Here is a 17177-nt window from a genome sequence, read left to right as displayed (position 1 = left end):
GTGCGTATTGTTTTGTGCTATCCCGTTCTCGATCGACACATCGCGCAGATCCAAGCCGCTGCGCCAGACGCAGAGATTGTCGACGCAGGACAGGAACGTATCGATGAACTGCTGCCATCAGCAGACGTTTTCATTGGGCATGCGAAAGTTCCCGTTGACTGGGACCGAGTCTTGGCTGCTGGTAATTTGAAATGGATTCAATCATCGGCAGCGGGCCTCGACCACTGCCTAGTACCTGGCGTGATTGATTCAGACATTGTCGTTAGCAGTGCGTCAGGCTTATTCGCACCTCAGGTAGCCGAACAAACCTTTGCTCTGCTCTTCGGAGTGCTTCGACGATTACCATTATTTTTTCGTGCCGAGGCAACGCGAGATTTCACACGACTTCCAACCGACGACCTTCGAGGCAAGACAGTCGGGATCGTGGGATTAGGCGGTAACGGACGCGTGATCGCGAAGATGCTTGCTCCGTGGGAAACTCGTCTAATCGCGACGGACTATTTCCCAGTGGACAAGCCAAACGAGATCGATCAGCTCTGGTCGTCCGATCAGCTTCCCCGCTTGCTAGCCGAAAGCGACATTGTGATTTTGACCTTGCCGCTCAACTCACAAACGGAAGGTCTCTTCGATGAAGCGTGCATCGCGCAAATGAAACCCGGAAGCTACTTGATTAATGTCGCCCGCGGTGCAGTCGTCGTGGAGTCAGCCCTAACCGCAGCGCTGGCTAGCGGTCACTTGCAAGGCGTCGGTTTAGACGTGACCGAGGTAGAACCGCTATCGCCCGATAGTTTGTTGTGGGATGACGAACGAGTGATTATCACACCGCATGTGGGAGCCCAATCCTATCGCCGTGTCGACGACAGCACGGATTTGGCTTGCATCAATTTGAAACGCTATCTTAAGGGCGAGAGTCCGTATAATTTGGTCGACAAGAAGTTGGGCTTCCCGCATCCCTCGGTGGCCTATCGCGGAGAATCACAGTGAGTGATTTCCGGTTGGGTTCCAACAGCAGTTCTAACCAAACCCCTGGGCGATGCGATGCTGTCGTGTCTCATCGTGATCGCGACCGCGGACCGGTGCGCTTGCCGATGCGAAACGCGGGGTCGTTTGTCGAATCGTTTAACCGAATTTACCGCCGAGTTGGATTGGAGCTTAGATCTATCATGACTACTTCCTGCGATGTTCTTCGTCAAAAAAAATGTGTTCCCTGCGAGGGTGGTGTTCCGACGATCCAGCCCGATCAAGCCGCTGCGATGATGGAGGCGGTTCCGGAATGGACGCTCGATGATTCAGCCAAAATGATCTCGCGAAAGATCAACGCAGGCAACTTTGTTAAAGCTGTCGCCTTGATTGATCGAATTGCAGAGCTGGCTGAATCCGAAGGTCACCATCCCGATTTGCACCTGACTGGGTATCGGAACCTGCGGATCGATCTGACCACCCACGCAATCGGCGGACTTAGTGAGAACGACTTTATCGTCGCTGCTAAGGTCGATGCGCTCATCGGCTAGGCCAACACGAATACGGCTAGCCAGAAACGTTTGCGGTCGGAAGCCAGTTCTGTCGACATTGCTTGATGACTGATGAAACTACGCGAAAATCAGCAAGCCCGTGGTAGATCATTTCAGGGGGTTTTCGGATGTCTGCTGATGAGCCACACTTTGCGGCATGACTGCTACTTACTCCACGATCGCTCAACGGTTGCTGCCGTACCCTTCGAAAGAGTTCCCGGTTGCCGGTTCGGTGATGCGGTACTTGGATGAAGGCAACGCCGACGCCAACGAAACGATTCTTTGCGTTCACGGAAACCCAACGTGGAGCTTCTACTATCGCAAAGTGATTGATCGGTTTTCGCCCGATCGACGCGTGATTGCGGTGGACCACTTGGGATGTGGGCGTAGTGACAAACCCGCTCGTGATGAGTTCGCTTACACGATGGCAGCCCATCGGGACAACCTCGTCAGCTTGATCGACAATCTCGATCTGCGGAATGTGACGTTGTTGGCTCACGATTGGGGAGGAGCGATTGGACTGTCATCGCTCGTCGAACGGCGAGATCGATTCTCGCGAATCATGCTGCTTAATACGGGAGCGTTTCCACCGCCGTACGTTCCCGTTCGGATTTCCGCGTGTCGCTGGCCGCTCGTCGGGACTCCGATGGTGCGAGGTTTGAATGCGTTCGCGAAGTCCGCCGTCACGATGGCGATGTCGCGCAACCGCATGTCGAATGAGGTAGCCGAAGGCTTGTTGGCTCCTTACGACAACTGGAAAAACCGTGTGGCGATCGATGCCTTCGTTCGCGACATCCCCACCCGTGACGATCATCCAACGATGCCAACGCTGAGGAAGCTCAATGACGATCTTCCTTCATTAGCGTCGATGCCTAGTCTGTTGGTCTGGGGCATGAAAGATTGGTGCTTCCGGCCAGAATGTCTGCGTCGGTTCCAAGCCGTGTGGCCAAATGCGACCACCGTGGAGATTGCCGACGCGGGCCACTACGTTATCGAAGACGCGCCTGACGAAACTCTCGACGCGATCGATCAGTTTCTCTCATCGCACTGATCGGCAAGTTGACGATGCCAGATCCTTTGCAAACAATTCGCGACCAAGTGCATTCTGCCCAGGATGCCATTCGTTGGGCATGCGTGCTGGAAGCATCCTCACCGAAAGCGGGCAACGTTCATCCGAGTCAATCGTTTGACGACCTGAGTTTTCAAGATTTCGTTCAAGCGGCCCAAGTCACCGCCGATCGACTGCCTGGCAAAGTGGTCGGACTGAGCGATCGAATGCTCGACTGCGTTCGACAATGCCGATCTAGAACTGGGACCAACGTCAATCTCGGGATCGTTCTCTTGTTGGGGCCTCTCTGTGTCGCGGACGCCACGGACAGCGGTTCGGTGACAAGGATTCTTGCCTCTCTGGACGGCAATGATGGAGCGAACCTGTTTGCGGCCATCAGTGAAGCGGGAGCAGGCGGCCTCGATCGAGTTGATTCGTTGGACGTCAACGACACCAAAGAACCCGTCGACATCGTCGCCGCGATGAAACTGGCGGCGGATCGTGATCGCGTTGCGTTGCAGTACGCGACGAATTACCAAGACTTGCTAGACAATGTTGTGCCGTTGGTAGTTGCCTCGGTTAAAGAATGCGGCGATGTCCTAGCGGGAATCGCTCGGGCTCACGTAAGGCTACTCGCGGAAGCACCGGACTCTTTGATCGCACGAAAGAATGGCGCGGAGGTCGCCCATGCAGTACAACAAAGAGCCAGGTCGGTGAACGTCCACGATGCCACCAGTGTCGCCGAGTTTGACTGTTACCTTCGCACTGATGGCAATCGGCTTAACCCTGGCACGACCGCTGACCTCATTGCTGCAGCCTTGTTCGTGTTGTTAAATCCAGAACCTTCTTTACCTTAATGCTTGAAACCGTATGTCTCTGCAACCCACTTTCCGAGTCGATGTAACCAAAGAGCAATTCATCTTCTCGGCGGCTCACTTCATCACCTTCGCAACCGATATCTGCGAACGTCTGCACGGTCACAACTACGGAGTACGTGCCAGTGTCGAAGGCCCACTTGATGAAAACCGCTACGTCGTCGACTTCATCGCGTTGCGCGATGCCGTTCTGGAAGAGACTCAGGCTCTCGATCACCACGTGGTGTTGCCACGCGACCACGCTGAAATCAAGATCACCAGTGACGAAAAGGAAACGACTGCGACGTTTCGAGATCGTCGGTGGATCTTTCCCAACGAAGATTGTGTGATTCTGCCTGTCATCAACACCACAGCAGAAGAAATGGCTCGCGTGATCGCCGAACGAGTGATCGAGCGTACCAAAGATAAGTTTGGAAACGCGATCACATGGATCGAGATCGCTGTCGACGAAAATCAAGGCCAATGGGGCGTCTGCCGCATGCCATGGCCTCAGGTGTAAAGCCTCGAACGCAACGGAAAGCCCGCCGATGGCGAAGTGGACGCGCGTGACGCATTGTTGGTCATCAACCAACTGCAACGCGGCGAACCGTCGTTGGACAGCGCGAACGCGGAGTTTCGGTTTTACGATGTCAACGGTGATGGTCGGGTTTCTAGCCTTGACGCTTTGGTCGTGATCAATGACATGGCTAAGATTGAGGATCTCGTAGAAGCAGAGCAGGTACTTATCGAACTAGGCGTCAGCCCCCGTTCCGCGTCCGAGCTTCCGCCATACGACAACGCCAGAGAAGAAAACCACGAAAGCGAGTCCGGCGTAGAACAATGGACGCAAGTAGTTATCGCTAACGTGCTTGGCAGTGTCGGCCGCCATGACAGCGGGACGACCGAGCATCCCCGGCTTGGTGACGACCACCGGATTGCCGTCAGCGTCGAAGACAATTTCATCACCACCAAGCATCCGCTCGGACTCTTGCAAGATGATCGTGGTTCCCGCAGCAGTGAATAGAACTTTACCGGGATTGTTTTCAACGAAGCGACCTATGAATCCGAACATACGCTCAGCGTCCTTTCGGATGAGCGATAGAATACCCGATCGCTGAGTCGGCGGAAGTTTGGCGATGTCGTCTGCATGTCGAGCCAAAGCAATCGCTTGGTCGGTCGTTAACTCGGTGGCCAGTTCGCCTCCTTCACTGCCGAGTTTGCGAGCCAAGGAACCGCCAACGCCTGGGTGTTTGAGCTCTGCTTTTAAAACGACGGTGCCATGTTTAGCGACTGTTTCGCCAAGTTCTCGTCCTGTCGTTCCCGCAGCCAGTCGGGACAGAGCCTGCTTTGCTTGAGCCTCGGGCAACTCGTTGATGGCTTTCACCACAGGCGCGATCGATGGGACGTTGTCGATCGCGCTTATTGCATCGGGGCCATGAGTTTGCGTGATGCGAGCAACTTGCTCGAGTAATTCGTCACCGCCTTGGCGTGAAGCCGTCGACGTGACTCGTTCAATCACTTCTTTGCCACCCTGTTTCGTGATGTACTTCGTCGCTTGTTCGGTTCCTTCGCTCCCAAAGTACTTCATCACCGCTTTGACTACCGACGAACCCAGCATAGGAGTCAGTCGGGGTAATTCGTTCGAACGGCAAGGCAAACCAATCATCACAGCCAATCCCAGGCAGCAGAGAACGTGTTTGGTCATGCGTTTGGCTCGCGATTGCAGGTGACAGTTGTGGGGCGGTTTCAGAGCAATTTCAAGGCAACGTCACGGCAATAAGGATAAGCCGCATTGTTCGCACCATGGATCATCGCACCACATTTTATGGCGCTGCCCGTTGTCGAACGGCCCGTTGTCGAACGGCCCGATGTCGAACGGCCCGATGTCGTGACTCTCGTTGTTAAATCGCCCATCGTCGGAAACCCCTATTGTCGCAGGACAACGAGCGTCCCAACAAGAGCTTGCCGCCAAGGGATGGAGCAAACCGATTAGAAACTCGTGAACTCGAAGCTTCTGCTCCCGCGATGGACAACCGGTCCCGCGATCGACAACCGGTCCCACGATGGACAGCCAGTCCCGCGATGGACAACCGGGGAATGTCAGCCGTCAATTTATAGACCCGGGAGTGATTTAACTTTGGCAGACCCTTGATTACACTTCTCGCTTTCACCCTCAATCTTTTGCGAGAAGTTCGATGCAGGTAAACGAGTACTTCGACGGTAAGGTCAAGTCGATCGGTTTTGAGAACAATGAAGGCCGCGCGACCGCGGGCGTGATGGCCGCGGGTGACTATGAGTTCGGCACATCCGAGAACGAGCTAATGAAGATCGTTTCGGGCGAACTGTCAGCCAAGCTCCCGGGCGACGATAAGTTCGCGACATACGTTGCTGGCCAAGAGTTCAGCGTTCCTGCCAATGTGAAATTCCAAGTGAGCGTGAAGCAGCCAACCGCCTACCTTTGCTTTTACTCCTAGTAAGCATTCGCTCGTTGCAACAAAGAAAAAGCCCCGCTCGCTAAATCGCGAGCAGGGCTTCGTTGGACTAGACCGAAAGTCTAAATCGGTACTGAACTTTAGTCCTAGGACTACTGGTTCAGTTGTTCTTCGATGGTTTCACGGCTAGCACGAGTACCCAATGCACCCCAAAGACCATACGGGCTCTTCGATCCAGGCACTGGTTGAGGAGCAACGTTTCCTCTTCGGACAGGAACCGTTCCCGAATCCAGTTCGCCAGTGTCGACCGAATCCGTCATGAAGACAACGGCTCCGTCACCCATCATCACGTGAGCACCACCTTGGTGACGACTTCCGGGAGGGCAGACGCCTTCGCGGTATCCGGCGTGCCAAGACGAAGCATTTGAGCTCCAAAGCGTACAAGCTGAGTTCGGTGGACGAATCGTCTGTATTCCACTGTGGTAACAACCGCCAGCGGCCCACATGTAACCGCGGCCGTAACGATCGGTCCAGTTGCCTTGGCCGCAAAGATCTGGCACAGCCGGGTTCGGTGCAACACCGTCACTCCAGAACCTTGGACGTTCCAGATTGACTTGGTTTTTCCAAGATCCCAGGTCCGGTGTCGCACCATTAAGGTCCGTGAAGAGAGCCGCATTTGTACGGATGTCGCGATCACCGATGTCGGTGACAATCTCACCCGCAGCAATTGTGTTGGACAGACCATCGATGATGTCGCGGAACTTCGACTCGGTTCGAGCGACGAAGAAACCACGGCATGAGGCGCGAGCGTCCTGCATACGTCCGTTGTTGTCGACGTATGTATAGTAGGGGCCGGTCACGGTTCCAGCATTAAGTCGGTGAATTGCATCGCCCATGTTGGCCCCGTAATTGGTACGGCCTTGAGCAGGCAATCCCGAACCGGGATCGCTTGGGCAGCGGAACATTGGAATCTCGGTTAGCCAAGGCACATAGTTTCGCCCGCCACCGCCCGTCGTTCCGCCGGCATTGGGATCCGTGTCATGGGACGGGCCGTAAGCTGGGAATGGGTTTGGAGTTGGCGGAGCACCATTAGCACCTTGGTTGTCGGGATTCGAGATTCGCTCCCAAAGCCCCTGTTGCTCGACGAACGGAAGCAAGCCAACAAGGAAGCTGTTCTTCATGTTGTTGACGTTAACGTCGTTCGCGAACTCCCAAGACCCGATCAAAGCGGGGCCGGATTGCTGAGTCGGAATTTGCTTAAACGCTGCGTGGTAGTTGTGCAGGCCAATTCCGATCTGCTTAAAGTTGTTGCTACAGCTCATTCGGCGAGCGGCTTCGCGTGCCGCCTGAACGGCCGGCAGGAGCAACCCGACTAGGACTCCAATAATTGCGATGACCACCAGCAATTCCACCAAGGTGAAACCGGAGGTCCGTTGACGATTTCGAGACATAAACTGCTCCAAACGGAAATAAGGGAAAAGAAACCACATGTATAGGCGAGCAATGCCTACTATGGCCGCAGTGATTGTTGGGTATCGGCATCCTCCGAACAACCGATCATTTGACCGTACGGAATGACACCATGTGATTGGCACGGCAGTGTGCGGTTAACAATCAACATGCCTGATGTTCACTTGTTTGTGTCAGAAGTATCCCTATCGCCCATGTTTTGGGCATCCTAAACACCCTTGTCTCGCTACGAGATTCGGCGAAAAGGCACCAGTTTTGCGGTGCTAATTGCAATCAAGGGCGTTCCAAACCGACCGGCGACAGGCAGACAACCGCTGTCCGCACTGCTGTGGCGATCAAGCAGCCAACGCGACGTCTATTATTGCCTTCATAATGTTGCCAAAAGTTTCGCAAAAAAAACTTGGTTTTAAAAAGTTTTTTTTGGATCGAGTGGGAACAAAGCCCTTGCCAGTTCGTTCAGCGACGCAATCCAGACATCGCTTACGTCGGATTAAACCCGTAGCTCGACAGAATTGGAATGTTTAGGAGCTTCGATGGCTTGTTTGTGAGTCCGTTGAGATGCCCAGTTCGCTTCGGACTAAAGGGGCTAGCTTCAGCCGCTCAACGCGTTCTTGCTTGCCGAGTCTTCGACAGGGCCAATCAATCGTCGCAGTTCCATCACAGCGGATGTCGCACCGATCTTGCTGCACCCATCTCCCTGCACCCATCTCCCTGCACCCATCTCCCTGCAGCGATCTCGCTGCCCCCATCTCTCTGCAGCGATCTCCCCGCACCTTGTAACACTGCACCTTGTCACGCTGCTTTCGTGCATAGACCGTGCATTGACATCGACATGGGACATAAACATAGACGACGCAATTACCGCATTGCGATTCGCAATTCACGAACCAGTTGATGCTCACCACTCGCACCCTAGTTGGAAAGTGCGGCAAGTTGGATCAACGCCCGCTTATCGGTCAGCCTCTTGTGAAGTCACTGCACAAACCACATGCACGTGACGGCGAGTGCAAGTGGACTACAAACGCTGATCGTTTGCGAAATGCTCTATGCCAACTGTCGATTCACGTCCGCGGATGGCGTTGGGCGACTGACAACTTGAACGTGCTGTCCTAACACTCAATTCGTATCTCGCCACCTGCTTCGTAATATCGAGCGTCGCCAATGGGGCAAGGCAACCACCATCCTTGTTACCGCCAACGGGATCACTATCCATTAGGCCGCCGCTCATCAAGCAACCATCAATGTTGCCACCATCAACGCTGCCGCCCTCAACGTAGCCACCGAATCTCGCAGCGCCTCACCGCTTCAAGTAGAATTCAACCCCGCCACGTCACGGCTTTCGTCTCAATCGATTCGCCAGTCCTACCACACCTAATCGCTTCTCACCCATAGACCCCTCACCCGTAGACCCCCTAACCCATGGACCCCGTATGAATTCAATACTGCCTTCCTGTCGACGTTTACACTCAAAAGTTCTATGGGTGATTGGCTTGGTCACGTTCTTGGGGTTAGCTGAACTGCCAACGGTCCAGGGCCAGACTCGTCCAAACGTGTTATTGATTTTGACGGACGATCACGGTGCTTTGGATGCTGGCTGCTACGGCTCGGACGACCTTAAGACTCCTAATATCGACCGAGTTGCTCGCGAGGGCGTTCGATTTACTAACGCTTTTGCGCATACCGTTTGCTGTCCCGCTCGAGCGATGCTGATGACAGGACGGCATCCGCAACGTGGTGACGTCGGATCGTGGACGCAAGGTGGGAACTCACCGCAACCTACCGGTCGAAACTTATTGCTCAGCGAAACGACGATCGCCGAAGCGTTCCAGCGAGCTGGCTACGCGACTGCCCTGTTTGGAAAGTGGCATCTCGGCGGCGCGCAAACCCACGGTCCTTCTCGGCAAGGCTTTGATGAGTTCTTTGGCATCCGCGGCGGTTTCATTGACAATTACAACCACTACGGTTTGCACGGCAAGGGACACCACGACCTCTTCGAAAAGACGACCGAAGTATGGCGTGAAGGAGAGTACTTCATGGACATGGTCACGGATCGCTCTATCGAATTTGTGAGGTCTCACCAAGCCGAACCGTTCTTTCTCTACTATCCGATGAACCTCCCGCATTACCCCGAACAGTCGATTGAACCGTACGCGAGTGACTTTGCTGATCTGGATCCCGCCAGACAATCTTATGCGAGGATTCTTGCTTCGACTGATCACTACATCGGACGCATGCTTGACGCACTCGATGAGCTGAAGCTTGCCAACAACACGATCGTCGTTATCGCGGGTGACAATGGTTATTCTTCCGAGGACTATCAAATCACAGTCGACGGTCACGCCAGCGGACATCCTAAAGGTTTCAACTATGGACCCAATGCGGGCGGAGGCAACACGGGGAAGTGGCGTGGATCCAAAGGCAGTTTTCTTGAAGGAGGCCTGCGTGTTCCAATGCTCGTTCGCTATCCCGGAACCATTCCCGCGGGCGAAGTTCGAGATCAAACGATCACGCTGATGGATTGGTTCCCAACCGTTGCCGGTTACGCTGGCGTTGACACATCGGAAATCGAGTTTGATGGTCAAGATCTACGGCCAGTGATCGCGAAAGATGCAGCGTCGAATCATTACGAAACGATGCACTGGCACTGGCAAAACAGTTGGACCGTGCGACAAGGTGATTGGAAGTTGATTGTCAACGGAACGACGGGGCTCAATGGCGGTGGAAAGAACCGGATCGACAATACGCTTCCCGCAGTCTTTCTGGGCAACCTGAGCGACGATGCACCTGAGCAAGTCAACCATGCGGACTCGCGTCCCGAAATTGTTGCCAAGTTCACCGCGATGCACGCGCAATGGGCGAGCGACGTCGCACCACCGCCCGCCGAAGCGTGGCAGGAAAAGTAGGGGCAAAGAAATTGCAAAATCTTCACAGAACCGACCCGGCGAACCTTTCGCACGAATCCACGAGTTGCTATCCTACGCCCGCGGGATGGAGCAGCCCGGTAGCTCGCGAGGCTCATAACCTCGAGGTCGTCGGTTCAAATCCGGCTCCCGCAACTTCTCTGTTTGGTTAGGAAACTGACCGCCAGGGGTAAACTCCGAAAGCCGACGTTTTGCAAACCGCAGAACGCCGGCTTTTTTCGTGGTTTCTCGGCGTTTTGATGCTCTCTTGGGCTCTCTGGGGAGAGAGTTTTGGTCGGGTGGATCTTGGGTTTTGCGATGAATCTCGGCCGAGATCGGGTGAGAACTCTCGGTGCTCTCTGGGTGATGGGCGAGACGGGGTTTTGAGGCTGGGGTGATTCGCTGTCCGGCTCTCTCTGGATTCCTTTTGGGCACCTGTTCCGGCTCGGTCGGACGGTGGCGTTTCAGAAATTTGGAAATTCGGGTCATGCGCTGCCGTCGTCACAGATTGCATAGCTAAGAAAGGGGGACCGTCGGTGTGGCGGTCCCGTTTCGAGCTGCAATTCGAGGGGTGACGCTATCACTGATTTGGATGTTCCGGCCGCGACGCGGACCGATGCCGAGAAGGTTCGGTTTCGGGCGATCGCCGCCATCCTGGCCCGCGGTGTTGGGCGTGTGCGTCGTGCGGCGGATTTGTTGCCCAGCGACGAACCTGTTTTCGACAATCTCGCCGACTCTCTACCCGAGCGGCTTGAGATCGCCGGCGAACGACCGCTCTCTGTGTCTCACGACGTCTCCGATCGCGCCGAGCGAGACGAGACTCCGAACGACTCTGAACACGGAGAGACATTTTGAAGAACGAGATTCGATACCAAAAGATCGCCGCATTACTTGCCAATTCGCTGCAACGACGGACGCCGCGAGCGGGCGATGCGGTTTACCCGAAATCCGAGACCGAGCAGTCGGGTGATGAACGCCGAGATGAGACTGCCGAGGCAACCGCAGCGATCGGAGGTGAACGATGACACCGAAGATCGCAGCCGAGGTCGCTCGGCTTCCCGACATGACGGTCAATGATTTGGTCGGCCGATACGAACAGGTCTATCGCGAAGAATGTCGCAGCCGCAACAAGCAATATCTGATCCGGCGGATCGCTTGGAAGTTGCAAGCGAACGACGAAGGCGGCGTGACGTCGGAGATGATCGCAAAAGCGGAAGGCTTGGCCGCCGACGCTCAGACGCGAGTCACCGCGCCGCGGGACAACCGCAATGTTCAAGTCACGGTGACGCCGCCGAATGCTTTCGTTGATTGGGATCCGCGATTGCCACCGCCTGGCCAAATGTTGGAACGGCAATACAAGGGCCAGATGATCCGGGTCGCTGTTTTGCAAGAAGGTTTTGAATACGAAGGTCAGCGGTTTCGTTCGTTGACCGCGGTTGCCAAGGCGGTCACAGGATCGCACTGCAACGGGTTTCTGTTTTTTCGACTCGGGAGGCGTGAATCATGATTGCCAAGAACACAACATCGACGCCGGTGATTCGCTGTGCGATCTACACTCGCAAATCGACCGAAGAAGGACTCGACCAGGAATTCAATTCACTCGACGCCCAACGTGCCGCCGCTGAATCCTTCATTCGCAGCCAGATCGAAGAAGGATGGGTTGCGAATGAGGAACGATACGACGATGGCGGATTCTCCGGCGGCAACATCGAACGGCCCGCCTTCAAACGACTGCTGGCGGACATCGAAGACGGCAAGATCGACTGTGTGGTCGTCTACAAAGTCGATCGACTCAGCCGTTCGTTGATGGATTTTTCACGGGTGATGGAAACGTTCGACAAGTACGGCGTGTCCTTCGTTTCAGTGACGCAGCAATTCAACACCACGCATTCGATGGGGCGACTGACGCTGAATATCCTGCTCTCGTTCGCCCAATTTGAACGAGAAATCATTGGCGAACGCATCCGCGACAAGCTGGCGGCCAATTGCCGGCGTGGGCAATGGACCGGCGGCTATCCCGTCCTTGGCTACGACGTCGACCGAACCGAGCGACCGCCGAAGTTGGTCGTCAACGCGGAGGAAGCGGTTCAGGTGCGGCGGATCTTTACGCTGTATCTGGAATTGAAATCGCTGATGGCCGTCGCCACGGAACTCGAAAAGCTCGGCTGGCGGAACAAAGTCTGGACGACCAAGAAGGGTGATGCGAAAGGCGGACGCGAGTTTGACAACGGCAGCGTTCATGCTTTGTTAACCAACCCGATCTACATCGGTCGCATAAAACACAAGTCAGAAACGTTCGCCGGCCAGCATGACGCGATCGTCGACGACTTGATCTTTGAACGAGTCCAATCGCAACTGCGAGCCAATCACAACAACCGATCGAGCCGACTGCCGACGAAGAGCGGCGGGTTGCTCAAAGGCATCATCCGGTGTCCGCAATGCAACTTGGCGATGGTTCACAACATCAACCGCCGCAAGACCAAGAGTTACCGCTACTACACCTGCGTCGGAGCTATCAAACGGGGGCGCAAGTCATGCGAGCATCCGTCACTGCCGGCGGGTGAGATTGAACGTGCGGTGGTTGAACAGGTTGCCTGCATCGCACGCGACGCGGACCTTCGCGGCGAAGTGGTCCGGCAATCGCACGAAGCGGTCAAGCTGCAGCGGGCGGAGTACGAGACGCAGCGGCAACAACTGACACGGCAACTCTCACGCGACCATGCCGAGGTACGACGACTGTCGGTGGCCAGCACAATCAATTCCGTCACGACATTACGACTGGCTGAACTACACGAGCGCATCGAGCGATCCGAACGACAACTTCGCGTTGCCAACAAACGTCTGGAAGAGATTGACAGCGGGTTGCTCAACGAAGCCGATGTCGACAACGCGTTCGCGGACTTCGATGGGCTTTGGTCAACACTCTCGATCCGCGAGCAAGCGGAACTGTTGCAGTTGCTTGTCGCGAAGGTGGAGTTCGACCAGAGCGATTGCACGATTGAAATTTCGTATCACGCCAGCGGCATCGCGGCGCTGGAATCCTTGAACGCTGAATCGGAGACCGTCATTTGATTAAAGTCAAAACAAAACTGAACGTGGACCTCAAAGCCCGCGGTCGCAAAGTCATCTCGTCTGTAACCGAGGTGGACCTTGGCGACGATCGTCCAGTTCGCCCGAAGCTGCATCGGGTGACGAAGTTGATGGCGCTCGCGATTCGTTTTCAAGAGATGTTGCGAACCGGTGAGGCACACGACCTGACCGATCTGGCTCGGATGGGCAAGGTCAGCCAACCGCGGATGAGCCAAATCATGGGGCTGAATCTTTTGGCTCCCGACATTCAGCGTGAGCTGCTCGATCTGCCGCCCCAAGGTCGCGGCAAACCGTTCCTGCACGAGAAACGCATCCGTCCGATCACGGCGATCCTCGATTGGGCGGAACAGCGTCGGGCGTGGGCGGAGATGTTGACACAGCAGGCGGAGTTTGAGTCGGCAACAGAGGCATCCTGAGCCGAGATCTTGGAAATCCGGCCGCGGCGGACAGCCGTCAATCCACTTTTCAGATTCTGCCGGTAATTTTTTTCGCACCGGAATTTACGAAGGTTTTGGCGATTATTCCAAATATCCGGCCAGGGTGGTGACCAAACGTGTCCAGCTCCCTCTCTATCTATACCTCGATGCAACTGTCGCATTTGCTAGCAAGGAATGGAGCGCTGGCCGAGTCACCTGAACCCAAGGACGCTAAACCCAACGAGCGGAAAGTTAAGCCCGAAATGTCCCGTTTTCTCAAACACCTTACGGATCCCGAAGTCGTTCGCACCATCGACCCACGCCACTTGCTGGAACTGTTGTCGCCGCACCAAACGTATCTGTCATCGCGAGGGTTCAATCTGCCGGCGGTGCCGTCGGCGTCCAAACTCGATTACGAAAAACTGATCTACATCCTCGAAACACCGTTGATCGACGCGCCGCAAGATCTGCTCAACGCCCTCGGCATGATCAACGACATGGCCACGGAGCAGGGAATGGATGCCCTGCTATCCGCGGCCCAGCAAGCGAGCATTGCCTTGCGGTTGTCCGGCCAAACGTCGCCAGCCGACGTCGCCGTTCAAGTGTGGCTTGCCAACCCCGCGATGTTGGAAGCGCAACACACATGGCACACGTTCAAGATGCCACGACGAATGGAATGTTTTTCACCAGCAACCGACAACGACTCGCCGTTGTTGCAATTGACCAGCAACCGGATCGAAGCTTGCCGTGTCAATATCGGCGACTGGATGGACAACCACAATCGAAGTTCGGCCGCTCAGCTACTGTTGCGAGAGACCGGCGAAACGATTGTTGCGACCGTTCGGCGCGGCGATCCGTTTCGACGCGTCGAGACAATTGACAACCATGGCATTCGCGCAGTGCATCTGCGACCGGCTGCGAAAGACACGATGACGTTGTGTCGTCGAGAGAACATTTTTCAGATCAACTCGCAGTTGAAGAGTGCTCGAGAAGTCTATCGTCGGTGCTTCGGCGACCTGATGTACGGGTCACCAGATCACTTTATTGAATTGCCGCGATACAACTTCGACGCCTTCGTCGAACACGGCTTTGAAATGATCTCTCCGGGCGATCTAGATGCGATCGAATACATCGCGCTCACCGAAGTACGCTTCCGAAATGGCGGAAGCCAAAACCCGTACACGATCTACGGTGCCGATGATTTGATTGTCGACATGGAAGAACGCGGCTATGAAATCGCCCTGGATGACAGCATCGACAGCATCAGCTTGCTGTTCAAATTCCGCGACGTGCGATTGCAGCGAGCCATCAAGTTGTACGCTGGAAACGCGGCTTGCTACACCCGCGACGAACATGCTGTTTTGATCGAAGAGTGGATGAAGTTGAAAGGGTTCATGCTCGAGCGATCGCAAGTGCTGGGGGCGGCGAAGGATGACGGCGCTTTGGCAATCGCTTGAAGAAGTTGCCGGCCTGATGGATGTGGCCGACGGTTGGCGTCGGCGGCTTGGAACGGAGTTCGAGCCGCTTCGTCGATTCCTGCGAGTTACCGACAAGGTCACCGGTCGATATGACGTGGTCGGCCAGCGGGATCCATGGCGAGTGATTGAGGATGCGGGCCAGTTCGTCGCCGTGTGCCGTGAAACGACCGAACACCGAATCATGGAACGACGCGATGTGGCGTTGCACCGTTTCGACGTACGGCGTCTGGCAAGCGAAATTGCAGAGGCGATGTCGATCAAAGCGGACGTTGAGGTGCTGGGGACGACGCAGCACATCGTTCGCGTTGGCAAACTGCCGGCGGATTTGCAGTCCCGTCCCGTTTGGTTGTGCATTCGCAAGACGCACCAGGATGTAGCGCGTGCGATGCAAGAGATTCTGTTGCACGAAAGCGAACCATTCTTGGTTCTGCATCCCACGGGCAATCGAATCACGCCGCAAACCCGACGCCTACTTGGACAATTTGACAGCGAGATCGTGGCGCTGAAAAACCTGGTTCGGTTCGACGCTGCTCATAAGCTTATCACGACCAATCGTTGGAAGATCGTGGTGGCCGGAGCGTTGAAGATCGAGCTTGCCGCCGAAGTTCCGCTTTGCCAGTTTCGGCGTGATGACGACTTCTGGTGGGTGGCGTTCAACACCAAGCCGCGGCCGGTCAAGGATTCGACCGGAATGCCGTACATCGCTTGCTTGCTAATGCGTCCGAACGAGGTGCTCACCGCGATGCACCTCGAAGCATTGGAATCTGGACTTCACGAATTAACCCGAACCGGAACCCGCGGTGAGCAAACCGACAAAGAGACGTTGCGGGATTCCCACGAGCGTTTGAAGGCGATTGCGAATGAACTCGATGACGCAATCGAATTCAACGATGTCGCTGCGATCACCGCATTGCAGACCGAGCGCGAAGACATTCTTGGGTACGTCAACAAGGCAACCGGGTTGGCCGGCAATATCAAAGATAACGCCGATGCGAAGCGTTCAGGTGACAGTGTGTCGCGAGCGATACGGCGAGCCTTCACAGAAATCGACAAGAAGTGTCCGGAGGCAGCGGAGCACTTGCGGACGCACATTCAGACGGGAATCGACTTGCTTTATTCGCCACCTGAGGTAACTGACTGGCACCTGTAGCTGGATCAGAAAAACGAATTTGTCTCGCGGACACGCTTTGTCTTCAGCGGACAGAAGTTGTCTGGCCATGTTCTCGGCTGAGAGGACGTGAATGGTTCGCCTCGCCGTCGCCTGTGTTCAAACGTGATTCGGAATCACGACACAGTTCTTTTGCGGCGGTGATTGTGGCGGCGTTCGTGTGATCTTCCAGCCGGAGGAATACGCAATGGCTTCGACCATCGAAGAAATTCATCCGGAACTTTTCGCCTATGCCATGGACATGACCGAGCGAGTTGCCTCGCTGGTGATGTTTCGGCCCGAGTTTAAAGGCAACGTGCAGAAAGAAGATCTGCGGCAGGAGTTCTTGCTGCATGTTTTGGAACATGTTGACCAGTTCGATCCGCAACGTGGCGACCACGACGTTTTCGTGAACATGCTGATCCGCAACTGCATCGCCAAACTGATCCGGGAAACCAATCGGATGAAATCCCGTCCGCCAGCCGGCATGGGAATGGAGTCCACCGACGAGGTCGTGGAGACCGTCGATGGAACGCATGAAGAAATGTTTCGATCGCTGGGGATCGACGACAAAGATCGTCGGACGCTTGGTGAAACGAATGACGTGTTCGAGTTGATGGACATGACCGAGGGCGTCGAGCATTTGATCCGCACGTTGCCGCGGGGCTACCGCACGATCGCTCGCCGGTTGATGACTTGTTCGCGGGCTGAAGCAGGGCGCGAACTCGGCATCTCTCGTCGCCGGATGGCGGCTGCTGTCGAGGTGATTCGCGACCACTTTGGTCAAGCGGACTGGCTCGAAAACTAATTTTCTTGGGTCACCGTCGCTCT

Annotated in this window: 17 protein-coding genes, 1 tRNA gene and 1 pseudogene; 17 read left to right on the top strand and 2 right to left on the bottom strand. The window is 55.4% G+C overall.

The window, feature by feature from the left end; translation table 11 throughout:
- The 6 genes and pseudogenes from Pla22_RS18295 to Pla22_RS25990 all read left to right on the top strand — a co-directional run.
- The gene (locus tag Pla22_RS18295; protein ID WP_146516199.1) at positions 1 to 984 is read left to right on the top strand and encodes a D-2-hydroxyacid dehydrogenase; all 984 of its coding nucleotides are present in this window, start codon (positions 1 to 3) and stop codon (positions 982 to 984) included.
- Between the two features lie 179 nt (positions 985 to 1163).
- Positions 1164 to 1511: a 4a-hydroxytetrahydrobiopterin dehydratase gene (locus tag Pla22_RS18290; RefSeq protein WP_146516198.1), complete on the top strand. Its 348-nt coding sequence runs from the start codon at positions 1164 to 1166 to the stop codon at positions 1509 to 1511.
- A 157-nt stretch (positions 1512 to 1668) separates the two neighbouring features.
- Positions 1669 to 2562 carry an alpha/beta fold hydrolase gene (locus tag Pla22_RS18285; protein ID WP_146516197.1) on the top strand — a complete coding sequence of 298 codons (894 nt, stop codon included), beginning with the start codon at positions 1669 to 1671 and terminating at the stop codon, positions 2560 to 2562.
- A gap of 14 nt (positions 2563 to 2576) precedes the next feature.
- Positions 2577 to 3416, top strand: coding sequence for a triphosphoribosyl-dephospho-CoA synthase (locus Pla22_RS18280; RefSeq protein WP_146516196.1), 840 nt, complete (start codon positions 2577 to 2579; stop codon positions 3414 to 3416).
- Between the two features lie 13 nt (positions 3417 to 3429).
- Positions 3430 to 3933 carry a 6-pyruvoyl trahydropterin synthase family protein gene (locus Pla22_RS18275; RefSeq protein WP_207310410.1) on the top strand — a complete coding sequence of 168 codons (504 nt, stop codon included), beginning with the start codon at positions 3430 to 3432 and terminating at the stop codon, positions 3931 to 3933.
- Between the two features lie 36 nt (positions 3934 to 3969).
- Positions 3970 to 4104 (top strand): annotated as a pseudogene (locus Pla22_RS25990) (dockerin type I domain-containing protein); the annotation flags it as partial.
- A 60-nt stretch (positions 4105 to 4164) separates the two neighbouring features.
- On the opposite strand, the gene Pla22_RS25735 reads toward Pla22_RS25990, so the two are convergent.
- Positions 4165 to 5118, bottom strand: a complete 954-nt coding sequence (locus tag Pla22_RS25735; RefSeq protein WP_242632146.1) for a hypothetical protein — start codon at positions 5116 to 5118, stop codon at positions 4165 to 4167.
- 490 nt (positions 5119 to 5608) lie between these two features.
- On the opposite strand from Pla22_RS25735, the gene ppnP reads away from it, so the two are divergent.
- Complete coding sequence (gene ppnP / locus Pla22_RS18265; protein WP_146516194.1) at positions 5609 to 5887, top strand: pyrimidine/purine nucleoside phosphorylase; 279 nt, start codon at positions 5609 to 5611, stop codon at positions 5885 to 5887.
- Between the two features lie 110 nt (positions 5888 to 5997).
- Here ppnP and Pla22_RS18260 read toward each other — a convergent pair whose 3' ends face one another.
- Positions 5998 to 7296, bottom strand: a complete 1299-nt coding sequence (locus tag Pla22_RS18260) for a DUF1559 domain-containing protein (protein ID WP_146516193.1) — start codon at positions 7294 to 7296, stop codon at positions 5998 to 6000.
- Between the two features lie 1449 nt (positions 7297 to 8745).
- Here Pla22_RS18260 and Pla22_RS18255 point away from each other — a divergent pair.
- The 10 genes from Pla22_RS18255 (at position 8746) to Pla22_RS18215 (ending at position 17154) form a co-directional block, all read left to right on the top strand.
- Complete coding sequence (locus Pla22_RS18255) at positions 8746 to 10218, top strand: sulfatase-like hydrolase/transferase (RefSeq protein ID WP_146516192.1); 1473 nt, start codon at positions 8746 to 8748, stop codon at positions 10216 to 10218.
- A 79-nt stretch (positions 10219 to 10297) separates the two neighbouring features.
- Positions 10298 to 10371: transfer RNA gene (locus Pla22_RS18250), tRNA-Met, on the top strand.
- A 432-nt stretch (positions 10372 to 10803) separates the two neighbouring features.
- Positions 10804 to 11070 (top strand): hypothetical protein, encoded by a 267-nt coding sequence (locus tag Pla22_RS18245; protein WP_146516191.1) that lies wholly within the window; start codon positions 10804 to 10806, stop codon positions 11068 to 11070.
- On the top strand, positions 11067 to 11240 hold the full coding sequence (locus Pla22_RS25345; RefSeq protein WP_165440735.1) for a hypothetical protein: 174 nt from the start codon (positions 11067 to 11069) through the stop codon (positions 11238 to 11240). Before Pla22_RS18245 ends, Pla22_RS25345 begins: the two co-directional genes overlap by 4 nt.
- Positions 11237 to 11722 (top strand): DUF2924 domain-containing protein, encoded by a 486-nt coding sequence (locus Pla22_RS18240; protein WP_146516190.1) that lies wholly within the window; start codon positions 11237 to 11239, stop codon positions 11720 to 11722. Before Pla22_RS25345 ends, Pla22_RS18240 begins: the two co-directional genes overlap by 4 nt.
- Positions 11719 to 13287 (top strand): recombinase family protein, encoded by a 1569-nt coding sequence (locus tag Pla22_RS18235; RefSeq protein WP_146516189.1) that lies wholly within the window; start codon positions 11719 to 11721, stop codon positions 13285 to 13287. Before Pla22_RS18240 ends, Pla22_RS18235 begins: the two co-directional genes overlap by 4 nt.
- A gap of 23 nt (positions 13288 to 13310) precedes the next feature.
- Positions 13311 to 13721 (top strand): hypothetical protein, encoded by a 411-nt coding sequence (locus tag Pla22_RS18230; RefSeq protein ID WP_242632145.1) that lies wholly within the window; start codon positions 13311 to 13313, stop codon positions 13719 to 13721.
- A gap of 263 nt (positions 13722 to 13984) precedes the next feature.
- Complete coding sequence (locus tag Pla22_RS18225) at positions 13985 to 15178, top strand: hypothetical protein (protein ID WP_165440734.1); 1194 nt, start codon at positions 13985 to 13987, stop codon at positions 15176 to 15178.
- A complete protein-coding gene (locus Pla22_RS18220; RefSeq protein WP_146516187.1) occupies positions 15153 to 16349 on the top strand; it encodes a hypothetical protein in 1197 nt (398 codons plus the stop codon). The genes Pla22_RS18225 and Pla22_RS18220 overlap by 26 nt, the downstream gene beginning before the upstream one ends.
- Before the next feature lie 205 nt (positions 16350 to 16554).
- Positions 16555 to 17154, top strand: coding sequence for a sigma factor (locus tag Pla22_RS18215; protein WP_146516186.1), 600 nt, complete (start codon positions 16555 to 16557; stop codon positions 17152 to 17154).
- Positions 17155 to 17177 lie beyond the last annotated feature (23 nt).

The sequence above is a fragment of the Rubripirellula amarantea genome, assembly GCF_007859865.1.
GTDB lineage: Bacteria > Planctomycetota > Planctomycetia > Pirellulales > Pirellulaceae > Rubripirellula > Rubripirellula amarantea.
The sequence above is the reverse complement of the archived record's forward strand: the minus strand, read 5'-3'. Positions and strand labels throughout refer to the sequence as shown.